A 13877-nucleotide genomic window follows, 5' to 3' on the forward strand; every position below is an offset into this window, starting at 1 on the left:
GCGTTTGAACACATTCACAGGTTGAATCTCGCGAGCTTGGCGTAGGCGTCACGCACCTGTGCGGGCGCGGCGGAGGAAGAAGCGCCGAAGGTGCCGCGCAGCGTTTCGGCCATCGAACGCGTCGAGACCTGCGGCGCCTGCGGCGCACTGCCGAGACCGGCATGGAATTCGCGCGCGATCGGACCCATCGACGGTTGCCAGCCGTTGGCCTGCGCGCTGTTCTGCTGTGCGGATTGGGGAGCGGAGACGCCCTGCGCGGAAGCAGCGCTGGCCCAGAGCGATGGGTCGCCGCCTTCCATGGCATTGGCGACCTTGCCGCGCATCAGGTCCATGACCGAACCGACGCTGCGCGGGCTCCCGCCCGAATAGAAAATGGAACGGTTGGCCGCAGCTGCCTTGGGCAGGATCGACGCCGCGCTCTGCGACGGATCGGAAGCCAGTGCGGAAAGGAATTTGCTGGCGCCGGCACTGCCGAGGAAGTGCGCCATGTAGAGTTCGGCGGCATCGGGCTCGCGGCCCAGCTGCGCAGTCAGTTCCGCGCGGTTGTCGTTGGCGAGTTCGGCCGCCATCATCGCCGAGAGATCGGCGTTGTAGCGCAGGCCCATGACTTGCGCACGCGTACCGGCATCCGAGATGCGTCCTCCGCGGATCGCATCGTTGACCCAGCTCATGCCATGGTTCGCGCCATGGCGCTCCAGGGTCTCGGCCCAGGTGCTCTTGGTGAACTGATAGAGTCCCGCCGCGCTGGAGGTCGTAGCGCGGGCATTGGGATCAAGGCTCGATTCCAGCTTTGCCTGGGCAAGCAGGTAATTGAAGTCGACCCCGGTCGCCTGGGAGGCACGGGCGATGGCGGCACGCGACTGCGTGCCCCCGGGCGCAACCGCGCCGCCGATCCCCATACTGACGTGTGCTTCGCTCAATTCCAGCTCCCGGCACAAAAGTTACCGGAAACTGTTTAAGCAAGGGGCGTGCCAAACCCTCTCAGGTCAGGCGCGGCTGGCAGCGACAGAGTAGGTCGCGCCGGCGCGATAGAGCTGCGGGCCGCCGGTCAGGGCGTCGAGCCGCCGGGACACGTTGGCCGCGATAATGTTGCGAACCTGGCGGTTTACCTCGTTCAGGCGGCGAGCACTCTCGAGCATGCCGCGGCATTCCTCGTCGAGTTCGAGCGCTTCCGCGGAATCGAGCGTGCCGCACAAGCGGTTCTTGTCATTGGTAGCGCCCACGATCGCATCGAGGTCCAATCCGGCAAGGGCCTGCCGCTCCTCCTCGAGGACGGCAAGCATCTGCCGCAAGGTATCGCGAAGGTGGACACTGCTCATTGCTTCGGGCTCCTCAGCAGCACACCGGCTGCGATAATGGCGTCGGCGATCTTGGCGGGGACCACCGGGTATTTTCCTTGCTCGACAGCCTTGCGGATTTCCTTCACGCGGTCGGCATCGACCGGGGCCGAGCCCGGGTCGAGCGCCGCGGAGGTTTCCACGCTCGTGCTGTTCAGTCCGCTCGAGGTCTTTTCGCTGTTGCGCTTCGCCGCTACCCCGTTGGCACCGGGCAACGCCTCGGCGCCGGCCTTGCGGGCCAGCCTGGCTTCGATGGCGCTAATTGCGCGTGCAGGTCCGACTTCGATAGGTGGCATGATGCCGCTCCTTGAAAGTTCCTGTACTCAAGAACGGTGCGGCACGAGAATTTTTAATGGGGGCGGCAAAAAACTGCCATTTGCCGGCAAAACAAGAATAATTTTGCCGCTTCAGGGCATCGGCAGTGTCACCAGGCCGGGACGTTCGATCCGCGCACGCATGGGCTCTGCACGGGCACTTCCCGGAGCTGTAGGCCGCACTCGAATCCAGTCGCCGACCGCTCCCGCCTCCATGGCTTCTCCCGGTTGAGAAACCGTAAAACCCTCACCCGTAATCGCGATGGCAACGGCATCGCCGCGGTGGATGGCGTCGGCCACGGGAGCCGCGGCCGCTACAGGCGCGGCGCGCTTCACGGGCACGAACAGGCGCCAGCCATTGGCGTCTCCGCATTGCACGACAACGCTCATTTGCTGCGTGGTGCGCCAGGACAGGGCAATGCCGCTTCGGCAAGGCTGCAAGCGCAAGCGCCGATCCACCGGCGTCAGCGCACCGCCGACTGCACCGACGGGCGCTCCGGTAAAGGCTGCCACCTGGCGATCGATCGCGTCGAGATCGGCATAGGCTCCGGAGACCGCAGCGGCTGCAAAAAGGATTAGACTGGGGGTCATGACATGGTTCCCGTCAATTGGAATTTGTCATTTCCAATGCAAGCCTCATGCCATCCTATCGGGTAGTGCCGTTCGCAGCGGCATCCTCGCCCGTGGGAGAATCATACGCCAGCACGGCGCGCGCGGGCCCGTCGCCCGGTTCGACGACGATACGCGCCTCGCGGCCTTCGGACCCTGCCTGCTCGAGCAATCGGGTCGCCTCCGACAAGGCCTTCGCCTGCGCCCGCGCATCCGCATTGCGACCGTAGCGCGCGGTAATAGTAAGCTGCTGTCGGGGATCTTCCGCCTGCTGGTGCAGCCACAGCGAGAGCGGCGGCGCATCGGGCGCGGCGACATAGACCGAAAGCGGTTCGGTCCGGGCCGACGGCGCCACCGAGGCATTCTCGCCAGGCGGCGCGTCCGGCTGTTGGCTGACGGCTGCGGCCGTGGCCATGAACAGGATCAGGGACAAGTCGGCCAGCGAAGTCTGCCAACTCTGCCCGACGCGAACGCTCATCTGCCGCGCCCGCCGGCGGCTGCGCGGTGGCGGACGACGGTCGGCCCCGGATTGTCCGGCAAGGCGTCCGCGACCTGCTTTTCGAGCCAGTCGAGCACGGCCTGCCGTTCCTTCTCCTCGTCCGAAGCCCGCCGTGCCACCGCGCGCGCCAGCGGCGCGAAGAAGAGATTGCCCAGCAGCAGACCATAAAGAGTCGTGAGCACGGCCATGGATATGGCATCGGTGAAACTGCCACCCGGACCGGCACCGGTCGGCAACTGGCTTAGCGACACGAGCGTACCGGCAAGGCCGAATACCGGCGCAAGGTCGGCAGCCTGGTTGAGGGTGCGCACGGCACGCATGGCGCCGTGATTGCGGCGTCGCTTGTGGGCAGTGTGCGAACGGTGCAGCGCCGAGACGGAGCGGGTACCGATCAAGGCATCGGTCGCCTCGTCGAACTCGACGTCGCCCAGTTGGGGCGGTTCAGTTCGGATCACGCCATTGCGTTGCATTTCACGGACCTGCACGGCCAGTTCCGCCCGCACGCGGGCGGCATCGAATTCCTTTCGCCCTAGTCTGACAAGCGCGCCAAGGGCGGCACGCGTGTCGGTCAGGCCGCTGCGCAGGACTGTGGCAAGACAGGTCCCGCCAACGACGATCAGGGCGCTGGTGGCATCGAACAGGTTTTCGGGCTGCATCGGTGCAGGTCTCCTTCCCCCTGCAGAACGACAGGCTGGCAGCGATTTGAAGTGCCGTCAGGCGAACAATTGCCGCTTTCCGGCAAACTCTTGCCGCAACTGCAGGGTCCCCGCTGCCACCTGGCGCCAAAGACCGCACAAATGCGTCGACCCCAAAATTGGCACGACCTTTGCTTAACATACGGGCAAGCAATTATTGGGACGCGAAGACATGCCCGATCTGTTTGGTATCAATGGTACGGCCCTGCAGCTGCGCTCGCAGCGCATGGGGGTTCTTGCCTCAAACATCGCCAATGCCGGAACGCCCGGATACAAGGCGAAAGACATCGACTTCACCGCCGCACTCAGGGCGGCGGAAGGTGGCACCGATGTGTCTTCCGCAATCGACAAGGCGACGCTCTACCGCGTGCCCGTGATGCCCTCGCTCGATGGCAACACCGTGGAGCTGCAAAACGAGCAGCTCGCCTTCTCGGAAAATGCCGTGGGCTATGCCGCCACGCTCGAGTTCATTCGCGGGCGCGTCGACACCGTGACCCGGGCCTTGAAGGGAGACTGATCGTGCCGAACCAGCCGATGACCCTGTTCAGCCTCGCGCAGCGCGGCATGTCCGCCCAACTGGTACGGATGAACGCTGCCGCATCGAACCTTGCCAACGCCGGCACCGTCTCGGGCAGCGAGGAAGAAGCCTACAAGCCGATCCGCGCCGTCTTTTCCGAAGATCTCGACCGCGCCAGCGGCCTGGCCAGCGTCGATGTGCAAGGCGTCGTGCGTGAAGACGCCGCCGCTGTGCGCCAGCACAGTCCAGACCACCCGCTGGCCGATGCCAATGGCGATGTCTGGGTCGCTCCCGTCGATGAGAACGCGGAGATGGTCGAGATGCTCGAAGCCTCGCGCCAGTACCAGAACATGGTCGAGGCCCTTTCCACCGCCAAGCAGCTCATGCTCGACACGATGAGGATGAAATGACCGTCAATTCCGTAACCTCGACCGGCGCGGCGACGACACTCTCGTCGACGGGCAAGACCTCGCTCTCCGATCTCGACCAGAGCGATTTCCTGAAACTGATGATGACACAGATGCAGCAACAGGATCCGTTCAATCCGACCGACCAGACCGAGATGCTGGCGCAGATGGCGCAGTTCTCCTCGCTGGCAGGGACGACCGAGATGGCAGACACGCTCAAGTCCATTTCGGCGAAACTCGATTCCGTCGTTTCGGCGCAGACCTCCACCCAGGAGGCCGTCGCCGCACTCGCCGGCAAGATCGCCGCCGGCGACACCGCCGCCTCTACCGATACCCAGGCCGCAGCCTGACCCCCATCCGCAGGAGTAATGCAAGATGTCATTCTACACCTCGCTTAGCGGCCTCAAGGCTGCGCAGACCGACCTCAACGTCGTTTCCAACAACATCGCCAACGCCGAGACCGGCGCTTTCAAGAAGAGCACCACCGCCTTCTCCGATATCGTCGCCAGCTCGGTGATGTCGAACCCGGCGACCACCACCGGCGTCGGCTCCAGCGTCGCCGCGATCACCCAGGATTTCTCGATCGGCGCGCTCGAGCAGACCGGCAATGCCCTGGACGTCGCCATCAACGGCGAAGGCTTCTTCACCATGGTCTCGCCGCTTTCCGGCGACACCCAGTACACCCGTAACGGCTCGTTCTCGATCGACGGCAACGGCTACATCAAGAACGCCCAGAACGCGCGTCTCCAGATCTACCCGGTCGATGCCGCAGGCAACATTTCCAGCACCACGCTGCAATCGGCCCAGATCCCCGCAACCAATGCCGCCGGCGCCGACTTCGCGGGTGTGACGATCGGCCAGGACGGCAAGGTCGTGGCAACCTATGCGGACGGCACCAACTCGACGCTCGGCATTGTCGGCCTCGCCAACTTCATTGCGCCGACCGGCCTCAAGCAGCTCGGCAACTCCTCGTGGGCCGCTACCGGCATCTCGGGTAGCGCCACTTACGGCCAGCCTGGTTCGAACAGCTACGGAAGCCTGCTCTCTGGCGCTCTCGAACGCTCGAACGTGGACATTGCCGAAGAACTCGTCTCGCTGATCACCGCGCAGCGCAATTTCCAGGCGAATGCCAAGGCGATCGACACTGCGACCCAGATTTCGCAGGCGATCATGAACCTGCGCAGCTGATCGGAATAACGCTGGGGAGCTGACCGATGGACCGTCTGATCTATACCGCCGTTTCGGGCATGAACGCTTCGCTAAACCGCGAACGCGTCATCGCCAGCAACATGGCCAATGCGCAGACCGTCGGCTTCAAGGCCGAAATCCTGCAGGCGACGCCCATGACGCTGGAAGGCCCGCAACTGGAAGTTCGGGCCATGACGAGCACCGAAGTCACCGGGGCCTCGATGAAGGACGGCGAGATTGCCCAAACCGGCAATCCGCTCGACATCGCGCTGCAGGGCGACGCCATGCTCGCGGTTCAGGCCACCGACGGGCAGGAAAGCTACACTCGTCGCGGCGACCTGTCGGTAACCGTCACGGGTGTGCTGCAGAACGGCGAAGGCCTTCCGGTGATCGGCAACAATGGCCCGATCACCGTGCCGCCCGGCTCGAAGGTGTCCATTGCCCCCGATGGCAATGTCCTGCTCGCCGATCCCAACGCGCCCGACCTGCCTCCGCAGGCGATCGACCGGTTGAAGCTGGTCAGCACCACCGGCACCCGCATCGCCAAGGACCTTGCCGGTCAGTTCCGCGTGCAGGGCGGCGGCGTCCTCCCCGTCGACGAGAATGCCCGGGTGATCCCCGGTTCGCTCGAACACTCCAATGTCAACGCATCCGAAGTGCTGGTCGAGATGATCTCGGCCCAGCGCCTTTTCGATATGCGCACCAAGCTCGTGCAGACGGCCAGCCAGCTCGATGAAGCCGGCGCCCGCCTCATGCGCCTCAACAGCTGAGGAAGATCCTAGACCATGCCAAGTTCAGCACTCCAGGTCGCCCGCACCGGGCTCGAGGCCCAGGACACGCGCATGCGCGTGATCGCGAATAACCTCGCCAACGTTTCGACCACCGCGTTCAAGCGCGACCGCGCCAACTTCGCGACGCTCGCCTATCAGGATGCCCGCGTTGCCGGCGCCCAGTCCTCGAACGAGACGGCTTATGCCACCGGGCTCAATCTCGGCACCGGCGTCGGCGTGCAGTCGACCACGCGCATGGAAACGCAGGGCTCGCTGCAATCCACCGGCAATTCGCTCGACGTGGCGCTGGACGGCGACGGCTACTTCCAGGTGTCGCTGCCCGGCGGCCAGCTCGGCTACACCCGCGCTGGCAACTTCACGCGCTCGTCGGAAGGCCAGCTCGTGACCGCGCAGGGCTATATTGTCCAGCCGCCGATCTCCATTCCCGAAGGCGCCACCTCGATCACCATCTCCGAGGACGGCACCGTGTCGGCACAGCTCGCTGGGCAGACCGATCCCTCGCAGCTCGGGCAACTCACTGTCGCCACCTTCACCAATCCGGCGGCGCTCCAGGCCGCTTCGGACAACTTCATGATGGAAACTGCCGCCAGTGGTCCGGCCCAGCTCGGCATCGCCGGGGAACAGGGTCGCGGCCACATCAAGCAGGGAATGCTGGAAAGCTCCAACGTCAACATCGTCGAAGAACTCGTCGACATGATCGAGACCCAGCGGGCCTACGAGATCAATTCGAAGATGATCTCCGCGGTCGACGAAATGCTCAAGAACGCGAACCAGACGCTGTAATGGCCATGACCCGCACGTTCACCCCGTTCGTCGCCGGACTGCTCGCAGTGAGTGTCCTGGGCGCCTCGGCCAGCCCCGCGCTAGCGCGCAAGAAGCACGAACCTTCCGGGTTCGAACCGACGCTTCCCCTCGCCCAGCCCGTCCAGTCGCAGGCCGCGACCGGCGGGATCTTCAATGTTTCGGCCGGCTATGCTCCGCTCTATACCGGCACCCGCGCCGCCCGCGTCGGCGATCCGGTAACGATTCTGCTGATCGAAAGCACCACTGCCGCCAAGTCGGTGAATTCCAAGAATTCCAAGAGCGGCGGCGCCTCGATCCTGCCACCGACCGCCGGCCCACTGTCCTTCCTGAACCCGGACGCGCTTAAAGCCAGCTCGAATTCGTCGTTCAATGGAGGGGGAAATGCCGCCCAGACGAGTACGCTCGCCTCGACGCTTTCCGTCACCATTGCGGAGGTTCGTCCCAACGGCACCGCGCTTGTCAGAGGGGAAAAGCAGATGATGCTCAGCCAGGGAGATGAATGGGTCCGGTTCTCCGGCATCATTCGCCTGGCCGACATTGATCAGGAAAACACCATTCCCTCCACCCGCGTTGCCGATGCCCACATCGAATACAGCGGCAAGGGAGCGCTGATGCGTTCGAGCAAGCAAGGCTGGCTCGGCCGCTTCTTCAACCTGATCTCGCCGTTCTGATGGTGACCGACATGATCCGCCGCATTCTCCTCTCCCTCGCCGCCCTCGCGGTCCTCCTGCCCGGAGCCGCCATGGCCGAGCGCGTACGCGACCTGGGCCAGTTCCAGGGCGTGCGTTCGAACCAGCTCACCGGCTACGGCATCGTCGTCGGCCTGCCGGGCACGGGCGACGACAACCTCGAATACCTGACCCAGGCGATGAAGGGCGTTTCGGGCCGCATGGGCCTGAACCTGCCCGCCGGTGTCGCGCCGGGGCTCAAGAACGCCGCGGCCGTCATGGTCACTGCCGATCTTCCCGCCTTCGCCAAGCCGGGACAGCGCATCGACGTCACCGTCTCGACGATCGGCAAGGCCAAGTCGCTGCGCGGCGGCGCGCTGATCCTGACCCCGCTCTACGGCGCGGACGGCCAGATCTATGCGATGGCCCAGGGCAATCTTGCCGTGGGCGGTCTCGGCATTTCGGGCAAGGACGGCTCCAACCTCACCGTCAACATTCCGACCGTCGGCCGCATCGCCGATGGTGCGAGCGTGGAACGCGCGGTCGCCACCGGTTTCGACAACAACCCGGTGCTGCGCTGGAACCTGTTCGACGCCGACTTCCTTACCGCCGCGCGTGTGCGCGATGCGGTCAACCGCCGCCTGCCGGGCACTGCCTCGGTCGAGGACGGCGTGACCCTGGCGCTGCACCTGCCGCTCGATCCCAATACCCGCGCCAGCGTGATGGCTGCGATCGAGATGATCGAGGTCGAACCGGCCGAAACCGCCGCACGCGTCATCGTCAACAGCCGCACCGGCACCGTGGTGATCAACTCGGCCGTGCGCCTTTCGCCCGCCGCGATCAGCCACGGCAAGCTGACTGTGCGGGTCGACGAGGATCCGACAGTCGTCCAGCCCGCCCCCTTCAGCCGTGGCCGCACGGCCGTAGAGCAGGACTCCACCCTGTCGGCCGACGAGGAAAAGCGCTCGGTCGCCATGTTCAAGGGCGGTGCCTCGCTGTCCAAGGTAGTCGATGCCCTTAATATGCTGGGCGTAACTCCTTCAGACCTCGTCGCCATTCTCGAGGCGCTCAAGCAGGCCGGTGCCCTGAAAGCGGAGATGGTGGTGATATGAGCACGATCGCGTCTTCCGTTGCCGGCCTGACCACGGCCCCGACCGCGACCGACCGCGAAAAGCTGTCGGCCGTCGCCAAGCAGTTCGAGGCGCTGTTCATGCGTCAGATGCTCGCCGCCGCGCGCAAAAGCGACTTCGGCGGCGACAAGCTGTTCAGCAGTCAAGCGCTCGACACGTTCAACCAGATGCAGGACGAACATTTCGCCGATGTCACCGCGCAGTCCGGGGCGCTCGGCTTTGCCACCATCATCGAGGCGCAGATGGCGCGCTTCCTGCCGTCCGGGGACACCCGAGGCGGCAGCGACACGACTGCGGACGGGAGCAAGTAAGCCATGGCCGCCGACCTTCTCACGATTGCCAGTTCCGGGGCCCGCGCCGCCAAGGCGGCGCTGGACGTAACCGCGAACAACATCTCGAACGCGTCGTCGGAAGGGTATGTCCGGCGCAGCGTGAGCGTGGCCGAACTGGCATCCAATTCGGTCGGCTCGGCACCTACGGCAATCAACCTGGCCGGCGTGCGCGTGACCGGTGTCGTGCGCAATGCCGACTTGTTCCGCCAATCCGAAGTGCGCCGTACCGGCGCCGATGCCGCACGCGCGGATGCCGAAGTGCAGGGTCTGGAAAACATCGAGAGCGCGGTCGAACAGACCGGCGCCTACGAATCGATCGTCAACTTCGAAGGCGCGCTGCAGCAGCTGCTATCCGATCCCACAGATACCAGCCTGCGTGCCTCCGTGATGGAACAGGGGCGCAACCTCGCCGAAACCCTGAATGTTTCCTCGTCCAGCCTCGACGCGGTCCGCGACGGCCTGCAGTTCGAGGCGCAAGACGGTGTCGACAATGTCAACCTCCTCTCGGCGGAACTCGCCAAGGTGAACCTGCGACTGACGCGCGCCTCGGACGCCTCCAGCGATCAGACCACGCTGCTGGACAGGCGCGATTCGCTGCTGGAGCAGCTCAGCCAGAAGGTCGGCATCTCCACCAGCTTCGGCACCAACGGGGTGGTGTCCGTCAAACTCGGTAACAGCGCGGGTCCCGCGCTCGTAACCGGCGGCAGCTCTGGCACGCTGTCCATGACAGCAGCCGCCGATGGCACCGTCTCGTTCGCTCTGGACGGCACTGCCGCGACGCTTTCCTCCGGCTCACTTGCCGGTAAGACCCAGGCGCTGACCGAACTGGCAACCACTCGCGGCAAGCTCGACCAGATCGCCGCCAGCGTGATCGACGCAGTCAATACCGCGCAGGCGAGCGGCGTCGATCTCCAAGGCAATCCCGGCCAGCCCCTGTTCTCGGGCACCAGCGCGGCAGACATCGCGATGGTCGCCTCCAGTTCCAGCGCCATTGCAACCGCGCCAGCGGGCAGCGGCGCCAACAGCCGCGACGCTTCGAACATCACGGCCATGCAGAACGCGCTTGCCAACGCCGACCCTGCCGGCGCCATGAACACGCTTCTGTTCGACATCTCCAGCGCCGTCGCCGGTCGTAGCGTGACCCGCGATGCTCTGGATTCGGTGGCCAGCACGGCCAAGATCGCCCTGCAGGCCCAAGCCGGCGTCGATCTCGATCACGAGGCCGTCAATCTCGTCCGATACCAGCAGGCATTCCAGGCTTCAGGCCGGGTGATGCAGGTGGCTTCCGACATCTTCGACTCCATCCTCTCCATCAGGTAGACCGACCATGGCGATCGTCTCGACCAGCACCAGCGCATTCTACGAACGGGCCCGCGCCGGCATGAAGGACCTGCGTTCGCAGGCCGAAACGCTGCAGGCGCAGCTCGGCAGCGGCCAGAAGCTCACCCGCTCTTCGGACGACCCCGTCGCCGCGGCTCGCCTGCGCACGCTCTCGCGGCTCGAATCGCTGTCCACCATCGACAAGACCAACGCCAACCGCGCCAACGCGGACCTGACACTGGCCGACTCGGCCATGTCCAACATGTCCAACTCGATCATCCGGGCCCAGGAACTCGCCACGCAGGCGGCCAGCACGACGCTGACCCACAGCCAGCGCGCGGGCATCGCCGAAGAACTCGCACAGATCCACGACGATCTCTACGCGCTCGCCAATTCTCGGGATTCCAGCGGTCACGCGCTGTTCGGCGGAAACAACACAGGCAATGCCTATACGCTCGATGCAGGCGGCAATGCCCAGTATATCGGCAGCAACACCTCGGCGGAGCTTCCGATCGGGGACGGGCAGAGCGTGACGCGATCGATGACCGGCCGCCAGCTTTTCAACTTTACCGATGCCAACGGCAACGACACCGACGTGATGGCGACCATCAAGACGCTTGCCGCCGCGCTCACGAGCGGAACCGCCGATCCGGCGGCCGCAGCCAATGATGCGCTCGGCTCGCTGAAGACCGGCCTGGATACGCTCAGCACAGCGCAGACCGTGGTCGGCACTCGGCTCGCCTGGCTGGATGTCGTCAGCGAACGGCGCACGTCACTTTCCGAATTGCGGTCCACCGAGGAAGCCGACCTGGGCGGAACCGACATTGCTTCCACCGTGGCGCAGCTTCAGCAGACGCTGACGGTGCTCGAGGCCAGCCAGGCCAGTTTTACCAAGCTGTCCGGCCTGAGCCTGTTCGACAATCTGAGATAACGTGACCACCCGGCCCATCGGCAGGGTCGGGTGGTTTTTTGACGGGGGTAGTTAACCATGTTTGCAATCATCGGCGTCGTCATATTGCTGGTGATGGTGTTCGGCGGCTTCGCCCTCACCGGCGGTGCGCTCGGCCCTGTCATGCACGCCATTCCGCACGAGATGCTGATCATCGGCGGCGCCGCCGTCGGCGCCATCGTTACCGGCAACTCGATGCACGAACTCAAGGCGCTAGGTGCCGGATTCGCGCGCGTGTTCAAGGGGCCCAAGCACAACAAGCAGGACCATATCGATGCGATCATCCTCACCACCCGGCTGATGCGGATCCTGCGGTCCGAAGGACCGGTGGCTCTCGAAAGTCACGTCAACGAACCGAAGTCTTCCTCGCTTTTCGCGGAATTTCCGCGCGTTCTGGCCAACGAACCGCTCGTCCACCTGATCTGCGACACGCTGACCCTGATCGTCGTGTCTTCGGGCACGCTGGAAGTCCATGCTGTCGAGGACGTGATGGACAATGCGATGAAGACCCACTTCCACGAACTGCATGAACCGCAGCACGCCTTGCAGAACCTCGCGGACTCGCTTCCCGCCCTCGGCATCGTCGCGGCCGTTCTCGGCGTGGTGAAGACCATGGGCTCGATCGACGAGCCGCCATCGATCCTCGGCGGCATGATCGGTTCGGCCCTGGTCGGTACCTTCATGGGCGTTCTGCTGGCCTACGGCATCGTTGCCCCCATGGCCGGCCGCCTGAAGCAGGTGAACGAGCAGGACGAACAGATCTTCCATGCCGTCAAGCAGGTGATCATCGCCTCGCTCCATGGCTGGCCGCAACCGCTGGTCGTCGAATCCGCCCGTTCGGGTCTCGGCCACGCCTTCCGCCCGGGCCTCTCCGAACTGCTCGACGCGATGAGGGGCCGCTGACATGGCAGGCAGGAAGGGCAAGAACGAACCGCCCAGACCGATCATCGTCAAGAAGATCACCGTCGTAGAGGGCGGTCATCACGGCGGCGCGTGGAAAGTGGCCTATGCCGACTTCGTGACCGCCATGATGGCGTTCTTCCTGCTGCTCTGGATCCTGGGCGCCACGACGGAAAAGCAGCGCAAGGGCATTGCCGACTACTTCACGCCCACGCTGGTCAAGAACAAGGAAATGTCCGCCGGCTCCGGCGCAGGCCTGTTGGGCGGCTCGTCGCTCACCGATGCGGACGACTATCCGCACCGGGCCGGTCAGACCGGTACCAAGACGCTTACCATTCCGCGCGACGCCACCGGTGGTCCCAAGGAAGGCGGTTCCAAGGTCAAGCGCACGACGCGGGCAAAGCAGGCTCTGATGCAGAAGCTGCAGGCGACGGCGCGGCTGCGCCAGCTCGCCAAGCAGGTGCGCCTCGTGGACACGTCGCTCGGCGTCCGCATCGACCTGGTCGACGACGCCGACTTCTCGATGTTCCGACTGGGCACCACTGTCCTCACCCCGGAAGCATCCGAACTGATCGGCGTGATTGCCGAGGCGGTAGGCCCGGATCAGGGTCAGCTCACCATTCGCGGCCACACCGACGCCCTGCCCTACAAGGAGGACGCCTACGGCAACAACTGGTCGCTTTCGGCGGGCCGCGCCGAATCGACGCGCCAGGCGCTCATGCGCGACGGTATCGCCGAGGACCGGTTCAAGCGGATCGAGGGCGTGGCGGACCGCGAACTCCTGATCCCCTCCGATCCGCAGGATCCGCGCAACCGGCGCATCTCCATCACCTTGCTCGACTGACGGAGGCACGAAAAGCACGGTGAGCGGGGCCGGAAACGGTCCCGCTTCCCGGCCCTGCACCCCGGCCCATCGCGGCAGCGATCCGGTCACGCTTGCCCACTGCTCGCTGCCGACGCACCATGCCGCGGAGCAGAGGGAGAGCACAACATGGCATTCACCGGGCCGATCGAGGATCGCCTCGCGATCCGCGAATTATACGGCACCTATGGCGACGCGAGCTGGCGCGGCGACAGGGACGAGTGGATTTCCTGCTTCACCGACGACGGCCGCTGGACCAGCCACCTGTTCGATGCCGCCGGCAAGGAAGCACTGCTTCAGACATGGGACGGTCTGTGGAAGGACTGGGAAGCGGTCGCCTTCCTAGGCGAGATCGGCGCAATGGAGATCGAGGGTGATACGGCCAGGGTGCGCTCCTATGCCCGTGAAGTGGTGCTGATGAAGAACGGCGGGCAATTCAAGCTTTGCGGCCATTATGCGGACAGCCTGCGCAAGGTGGACGGGGCGTGGAAATTCGTCCGGCGAGACTACACGCAGACCATCGGCGAATTCGACAAGCTCGTCGCGGACTGATCC

Annotated in this window: 20 protein-coding genes; 14 read left to right on the forward strand and 6 right to left on the reverse strand. The window is 64.9% G+C overall.

Going from position 1 to position 13877, the window contains the following annotated elements; genetic code table 11:
• Nucleotides 1-14: 14 nt before the first annotated feature.
• The 6 genes from LK12_RS04195 to LK12_RS04220 all read right to left on the reverse strand — a co-directional run bounded on the left by LK12_RS04195 (nucleotide 15) and on the right by LK12_RS04220 (nucleotide 3415).
• Nucleotides 15-920, reverse strand: coding sequence for a transglycosylase SLT domain-containing protein (locus LK12_RS04195; RefSeq protein WP_231568235.1), 906 nt, complete (start codon nucleotides 918-920; stop codon nucleotides 15-17).
• Between the two features lie 66 nt (nucleotides 921-986).
• Nucleotides 987-1319, reverse strand: coding sequence for a flagellar protein FlgN (locus LK12_RS04200; RefSeq protein ID WP_231568236.1), 333 nt, complete (start codon nucleotides 1317-1319; stop codon nucleotides 987-989).
• Nucleotides 1316-1633, reverse strand: a complete 318-nt coding sequence (locus LK12_RS04205; protein ID WP_039279648.1) for a flagellar biosynthesis anti-sigma factor FlgM — start codon at nucleotides 1631-1633, stop codon at nucleotides 1316-1318. The genes LK12_RS04200 and LK12_RS04205 overlap by 4 nt, the downstream gene beginning before the upstream one ends.
• Before the next feature lie 111 nt (nucleotides 1634-1744).
• The gene (locus LK12_RS04210) at nucleotides 1745-2242 is read right to left on the reverse strand and encodes a flagella basal body P-ring formation protein FlgA (protein WP_039279650.1); all 498 of its coding nucleotides are present in this window, start codon (nucleotides 2240-2242) and stop codon (nucleotides 1745-1747) included.
• 55 nt (nucleotides 2243-2297) lie between these two features.
• On the reverse strand, nucleotides 2298-2738 hold the full coding sequence (locus LK12_RS04215) for a hypothetical protein (RefSeq protein WP_039279652.1): 441 nt from the start codon (nucleotides 2736-2738) through the stop codon (nucleotides 2298-2300).
• Nucleotides 2735-3415, reverse strand: coding sequence for a MotA/TolQ/ExbB proton channel family protein (locus LK12_RS04220; protein ID WP_052223138.1), 681 nt, complete (start codon nucleotides 3413-3415; stop codon nucleotides 2735-2737). Before LK12_RS04220 ends, LK12_RS04215 begins: the two co-directional genes overlap by 4 nt.
• Before the next feature lie 211 nt (nucleotides 3416-3626).
• Here LK12_RS04220 and flgB point away from each other — a divergent pair, with 211 nt between their 5' ends.
• The 14 genes from flgB to LK12_RS04290 all read left to right on the forward strand — a co-directional run bounded on the left by flgB (nucleotide 3627) and on the right by LK12_RS04290 (nucleotide 13874).
• Nucleotides 3627-3971: a flagellar basal body rod protein FlgB gene (gene flgB / locus LK12_RS04225; RefSeq protein WP_039280339.1), complete on the forward strand. Its 345-nt coding sequence runs from the start codon at nucleotides 3627-3629 to the stop codon at nucleotides 3969-3971.
• Nucleotides 3972-3988: 17 nt separating this feature from the next.
• Nucleotides 3989-4381 carry a flagellar basal body rod protein FlgC gene (flgC, locus tag LK12_RS04230; protein ID WP_039280341.1) on the forward strand — a complete coding sequence of 131 codons (393 nt, stop codon included), beginning with the start codon at nucleotides 3989-3991 and terminating at the stop codon, nucleotides 4379-4381.
• Nucleotides 4378-4728, forward strand: coding sequence for a flagellar hook assembly protein FlgD (locus tag LK12_RS04235; RefSeq protein WP_039279654.1), 351 nt, complete (start codon nucleotides 4378-4380; stop codon nucleotides 4726-4728). The genes flgC and LK12_RS04235 overlap by 4 nt, the downstream gene beginning before the upstream one ends.
• A 25-nt stretch (nucleotides 4729-4753) precedes the next feature.
• Nucleotides 4754-5566 (forward strand): flagellar hook-basal body complex protein, encoded by an 813-nt coding sequence (locus LK12_RS04240; RefSeq protein ID WP_039279655.1) that lies wholly within the window; start codon nucleotides 4754-4756, stop codon nucleotides 5564-5566.
• Between the two features lie 26 nt (nucleotides 5567-5592).
• On the forward strand, nucleotides 5593-6336 hold the full coding sequence (locus tag LK12_RS04245; RefSeq protein WP_039279657.1) for a flagellar basal body rod protein FlgF: 744 nt from the start codon (nucleotides 5593-5595) through the stop codon (nucleotides 6334-6336).
• Between the two features lie 15 nt (nucleotides 6337-6351).
• A complete protein-coding gene (flgG, locus tag LK12_RS04250) occupies nucleotides 6352-7140 on the forward strand; it encodes a flagellar basal-body rod protein FlgG (protein ID WP_039279659.1) in 789 nt (262 codons plus the stop codon).
• A 5-nt stretch (nucleotides 7141-7145) separates the two neighbouring features.
• Nucleotides 7146-7832, forward strand: coding sequence for a flagellar basal body L-ring protein FlgH (locus LK12_RS04255; RefSeq protein ID WP_052223185.1), 687 nt, complete (start codon nucleotides 7146-7148; stop codon nucleotides 7830-7832).
• An 11-nt stretch (nucleotides 7833-7843) separates the two neighbouring features.
• Entirely contained in the window at nucleotides 7844-8941 is a 1098-nt protein-coding gene (locus LK12_RS04260) for a flagellar basal body P-ring protein FlgI (RefSeq protein WP_052223186.1), read from the forward strand.
• Nucleotides 8938-9270, forward strand: coding sequence for a rod-binding protein (locus LK12_RS04265; RefSeq protein WP_039279663.1), 333 nt, complete (start codon nucleotides 8938-8940; stop codon nucleotides 9268-9270). Before LK12_RS04260 ends, LK12_RS04265 begins: the two co-directional genes overlap by 4 nt.
• Nucleotides 9271-9273: 3 nt before the next feature.
• On the forward strand, nucleotides 9274-10611 hold the full coding sequence (gene flgK, locus LK12_RS04270) for a flagellar hook-associated protein FlgK (protein WP_039279665.1): 1338 nt from the start codon (nucleotides 9274-9276) through the stop codon (nucleotides 10609-10611).
• A 7-nt stretch (nucleotides 10612-10618) separates the two neighbouring features.
• Nucleotides 10619-11542: a flagellar hook-associated protein FlgL gene (flgL, locus tag LK12_RS04275; protein ID WP_039279667.1), complete on the forward strand. Its 924-nt coding sequence runs from the start codon at nucleotides 10619-10621 to the stop codon at nucleotides 11540-11542.
• 57 nt (nucleotides 11543-11599) lie between these two features.
• Nucleotides 11600-12463: a flagellar motor stator protein MotA gene (motA, locus tag LK12_RS04280; RefSeq protein WP_039279669.1), complete on the forward strand. Its 864-nt coding sequence runs from the start codon at nucleotides 11600-11602 to the stop codon at nucleotides 12461-12463.
• Nucleotide 12464: 1 nt separating this feature from the next.
• Nucleotides 12465-13304 carry a flagellar motor protein MotB gene (locus tag LK12_RS04285; RefSeq protein WP_039279671.1) on the forward strand — a complete coding sequence of 280 codons (840 nt, stop codon included), beginning with the start codon at nucleotides 12465-12467 and terminating at the stop codon, nucleotides 13302-13304.
• Nucleotides 13305-13451: 147 nt separating this feature from the next.
• The gene (locus tag LK12_RS04290) at nucleotides 13452-13874 is read left to right on the forward strand and encodes a nuclear transport factor 2 family protein (RefSeq protein WP_052223139.1); all 423 of its coding nucleotides are present in this window, start codon (nucleotides 13452-13454) and stop codon (nucleotides 13872-13874) included.
• Nucleotides 13875-13877 lie beyond the last annotated feature (3 nt).

The organism is Novosphingobium malaysiense (genome assembly GCF_000802225.1).
Classification (GTDB): domain Bacteria; phylum Pseudomonadota; class Alphaproteobacteria; order Sphingomonadales; family Sphingomonadaceae; genus Novosphingobium; species Novosphingobium malaysiense.

What these genes read in the sequence shown, in the direction of transcription:
- LK12_RS04235 (WP_039279654.1), top strand. Translation starts at nt 4,378, where the DNA reads ATGACCGTCAATTCCGTAACCTCGACCGGCGCGGCGACGACACTCTCG.
- flgL (WP_039279667.1), top strand. Translation starts at nt 10,619, where the DNA reads ATGGCGATCGTCTCGACCAGCACCAGCGCATTCTACGAACGGGCCCGC.
- LK12_RS04240 (WP_039279655.1), top strand. Translation starts at nt 4,754, where the DNA reads ATGTCATTCTACACCTCGCTTAGCGGCCTCAAGGCTGCGCAGACCGAC.
- LK12_RS04265 (WP_039279663.1), top strand. Translation starts at nt 8,938, where the DNA reads ATGAGCACGATCGCGTCTTCCGTTGCCGGCCTGACCACGGCCCCGACC.
- LK12_RS04215 (WP_039279652.1), bottom strand. Translation starts at nt 2,738, where the DNA reads ATGAGCGTTCGCGTCGGGCAGAGTTGGCAGACTTCGCTGGCCGACTTG.
- LK12_RS04220 (WP_052223138.1), bottom strand. Translation starts at nt 3,415, where the DNA reads ATGCAGCCCGAAAACCTGTTCGATGCCACCAGCGCCCTGATCGTCGTT.
- flgC (WP_039280341.1), top strand. Translation starts at nt 3,989, where the DNA reads ATGACCCTGTTCAGCCTCGCGCAGCGCGGCATGTCCGCCCAACTGGTA.
- LK12_RS04285 (WP_039279671.1), top strand. Translation starts at nt 12,465, where the DNA reads ATGGCAGGCAGGAAGGGCAAGAACGAACCGCCCAGACCGATCATCGTC.
- flgK (WP_039279665.1), top strand. Translation starts at nt 9,274, where the DNA reads ATGGCCGCCGACCTTCTCACGATTGCCAGTTCCGGGGCCCGCGCCGCC.
- LK12_RS04255 (WP_052223185.1), top strand. Translation starts at nt 7,146, where the DNA reads ATGACCCGCACGTTCACCCCGTTCGTCGCCGGACTGCTCGCAGTGAGT.
- LK12_RS04205 (WP_039279648.1), bottom strand. Translation starts at nt 1,633, where the DNA reads ATGCCACCTATCGAAGTCGGACCTGCACGCGCAATTAGCGCCATCGAA.
- flgB (WP_039280339.1), top strand. Translation starts at nt 3,627, where the DNA reads ATGCCCGATCTGTTTGGTATCAATGGTACGGCCCTGCAGCTGCGCTCG.
- LK12_RS04200 (WP_231568236.1), bottom strand. Translation starts at nt 1,319, where the DNA reads ATGAGCAGTGTCCACCTTCGCGATACCTTGCGGCAGATGCTTGCCGTC.
- LK12_RS04245 (WP_039279657.1), top strand. Translation starts at nt 5,593, where the DNA reads ATGGACCGTCTGATCTATACCGCCGTTTCGGGCATGAACGCTTCGCTA.
- LK12_RS04290 (WP_052223139.1), top strand. Translation starts at nt 13,452, where the DNA reads ATGGCATTCACCGGGCCGATCGAGGATCGCCTCGCGATCCGCGAATTA.
- LK12_RS04210 (WP_039279650.1), bottom strand. Translation starts at nt 2,242, where the DNA reads ATGACCCCCAGTCTAATCCTTTTTGCAGCCGCTGCGGTCTCCGGAGCC.
- flgG (WP_039279659.1), top strand. Translation starts at nt 6,352, where the DNA reads ATGCCAAGTTCAGCACTCCAGGTCGCCCGCACCGGGCTCGAGGCCCAG.
- LK12_RS04260 (WP_052223186.1), top strand. Translation starts at nt 7,844, where the DNA reads ATGATCCGCCGCATTCTCCTCTCCCTCGCCGCCCTCGCGGTCCTCCTG.
- motA (WP_039279669.1), top strand. Translation starts at nt 11,600, where the DNA reads ATGTTTGCAATCATCGGCGTCGTCATATTGCTGGTGATGGTGTTCGGC.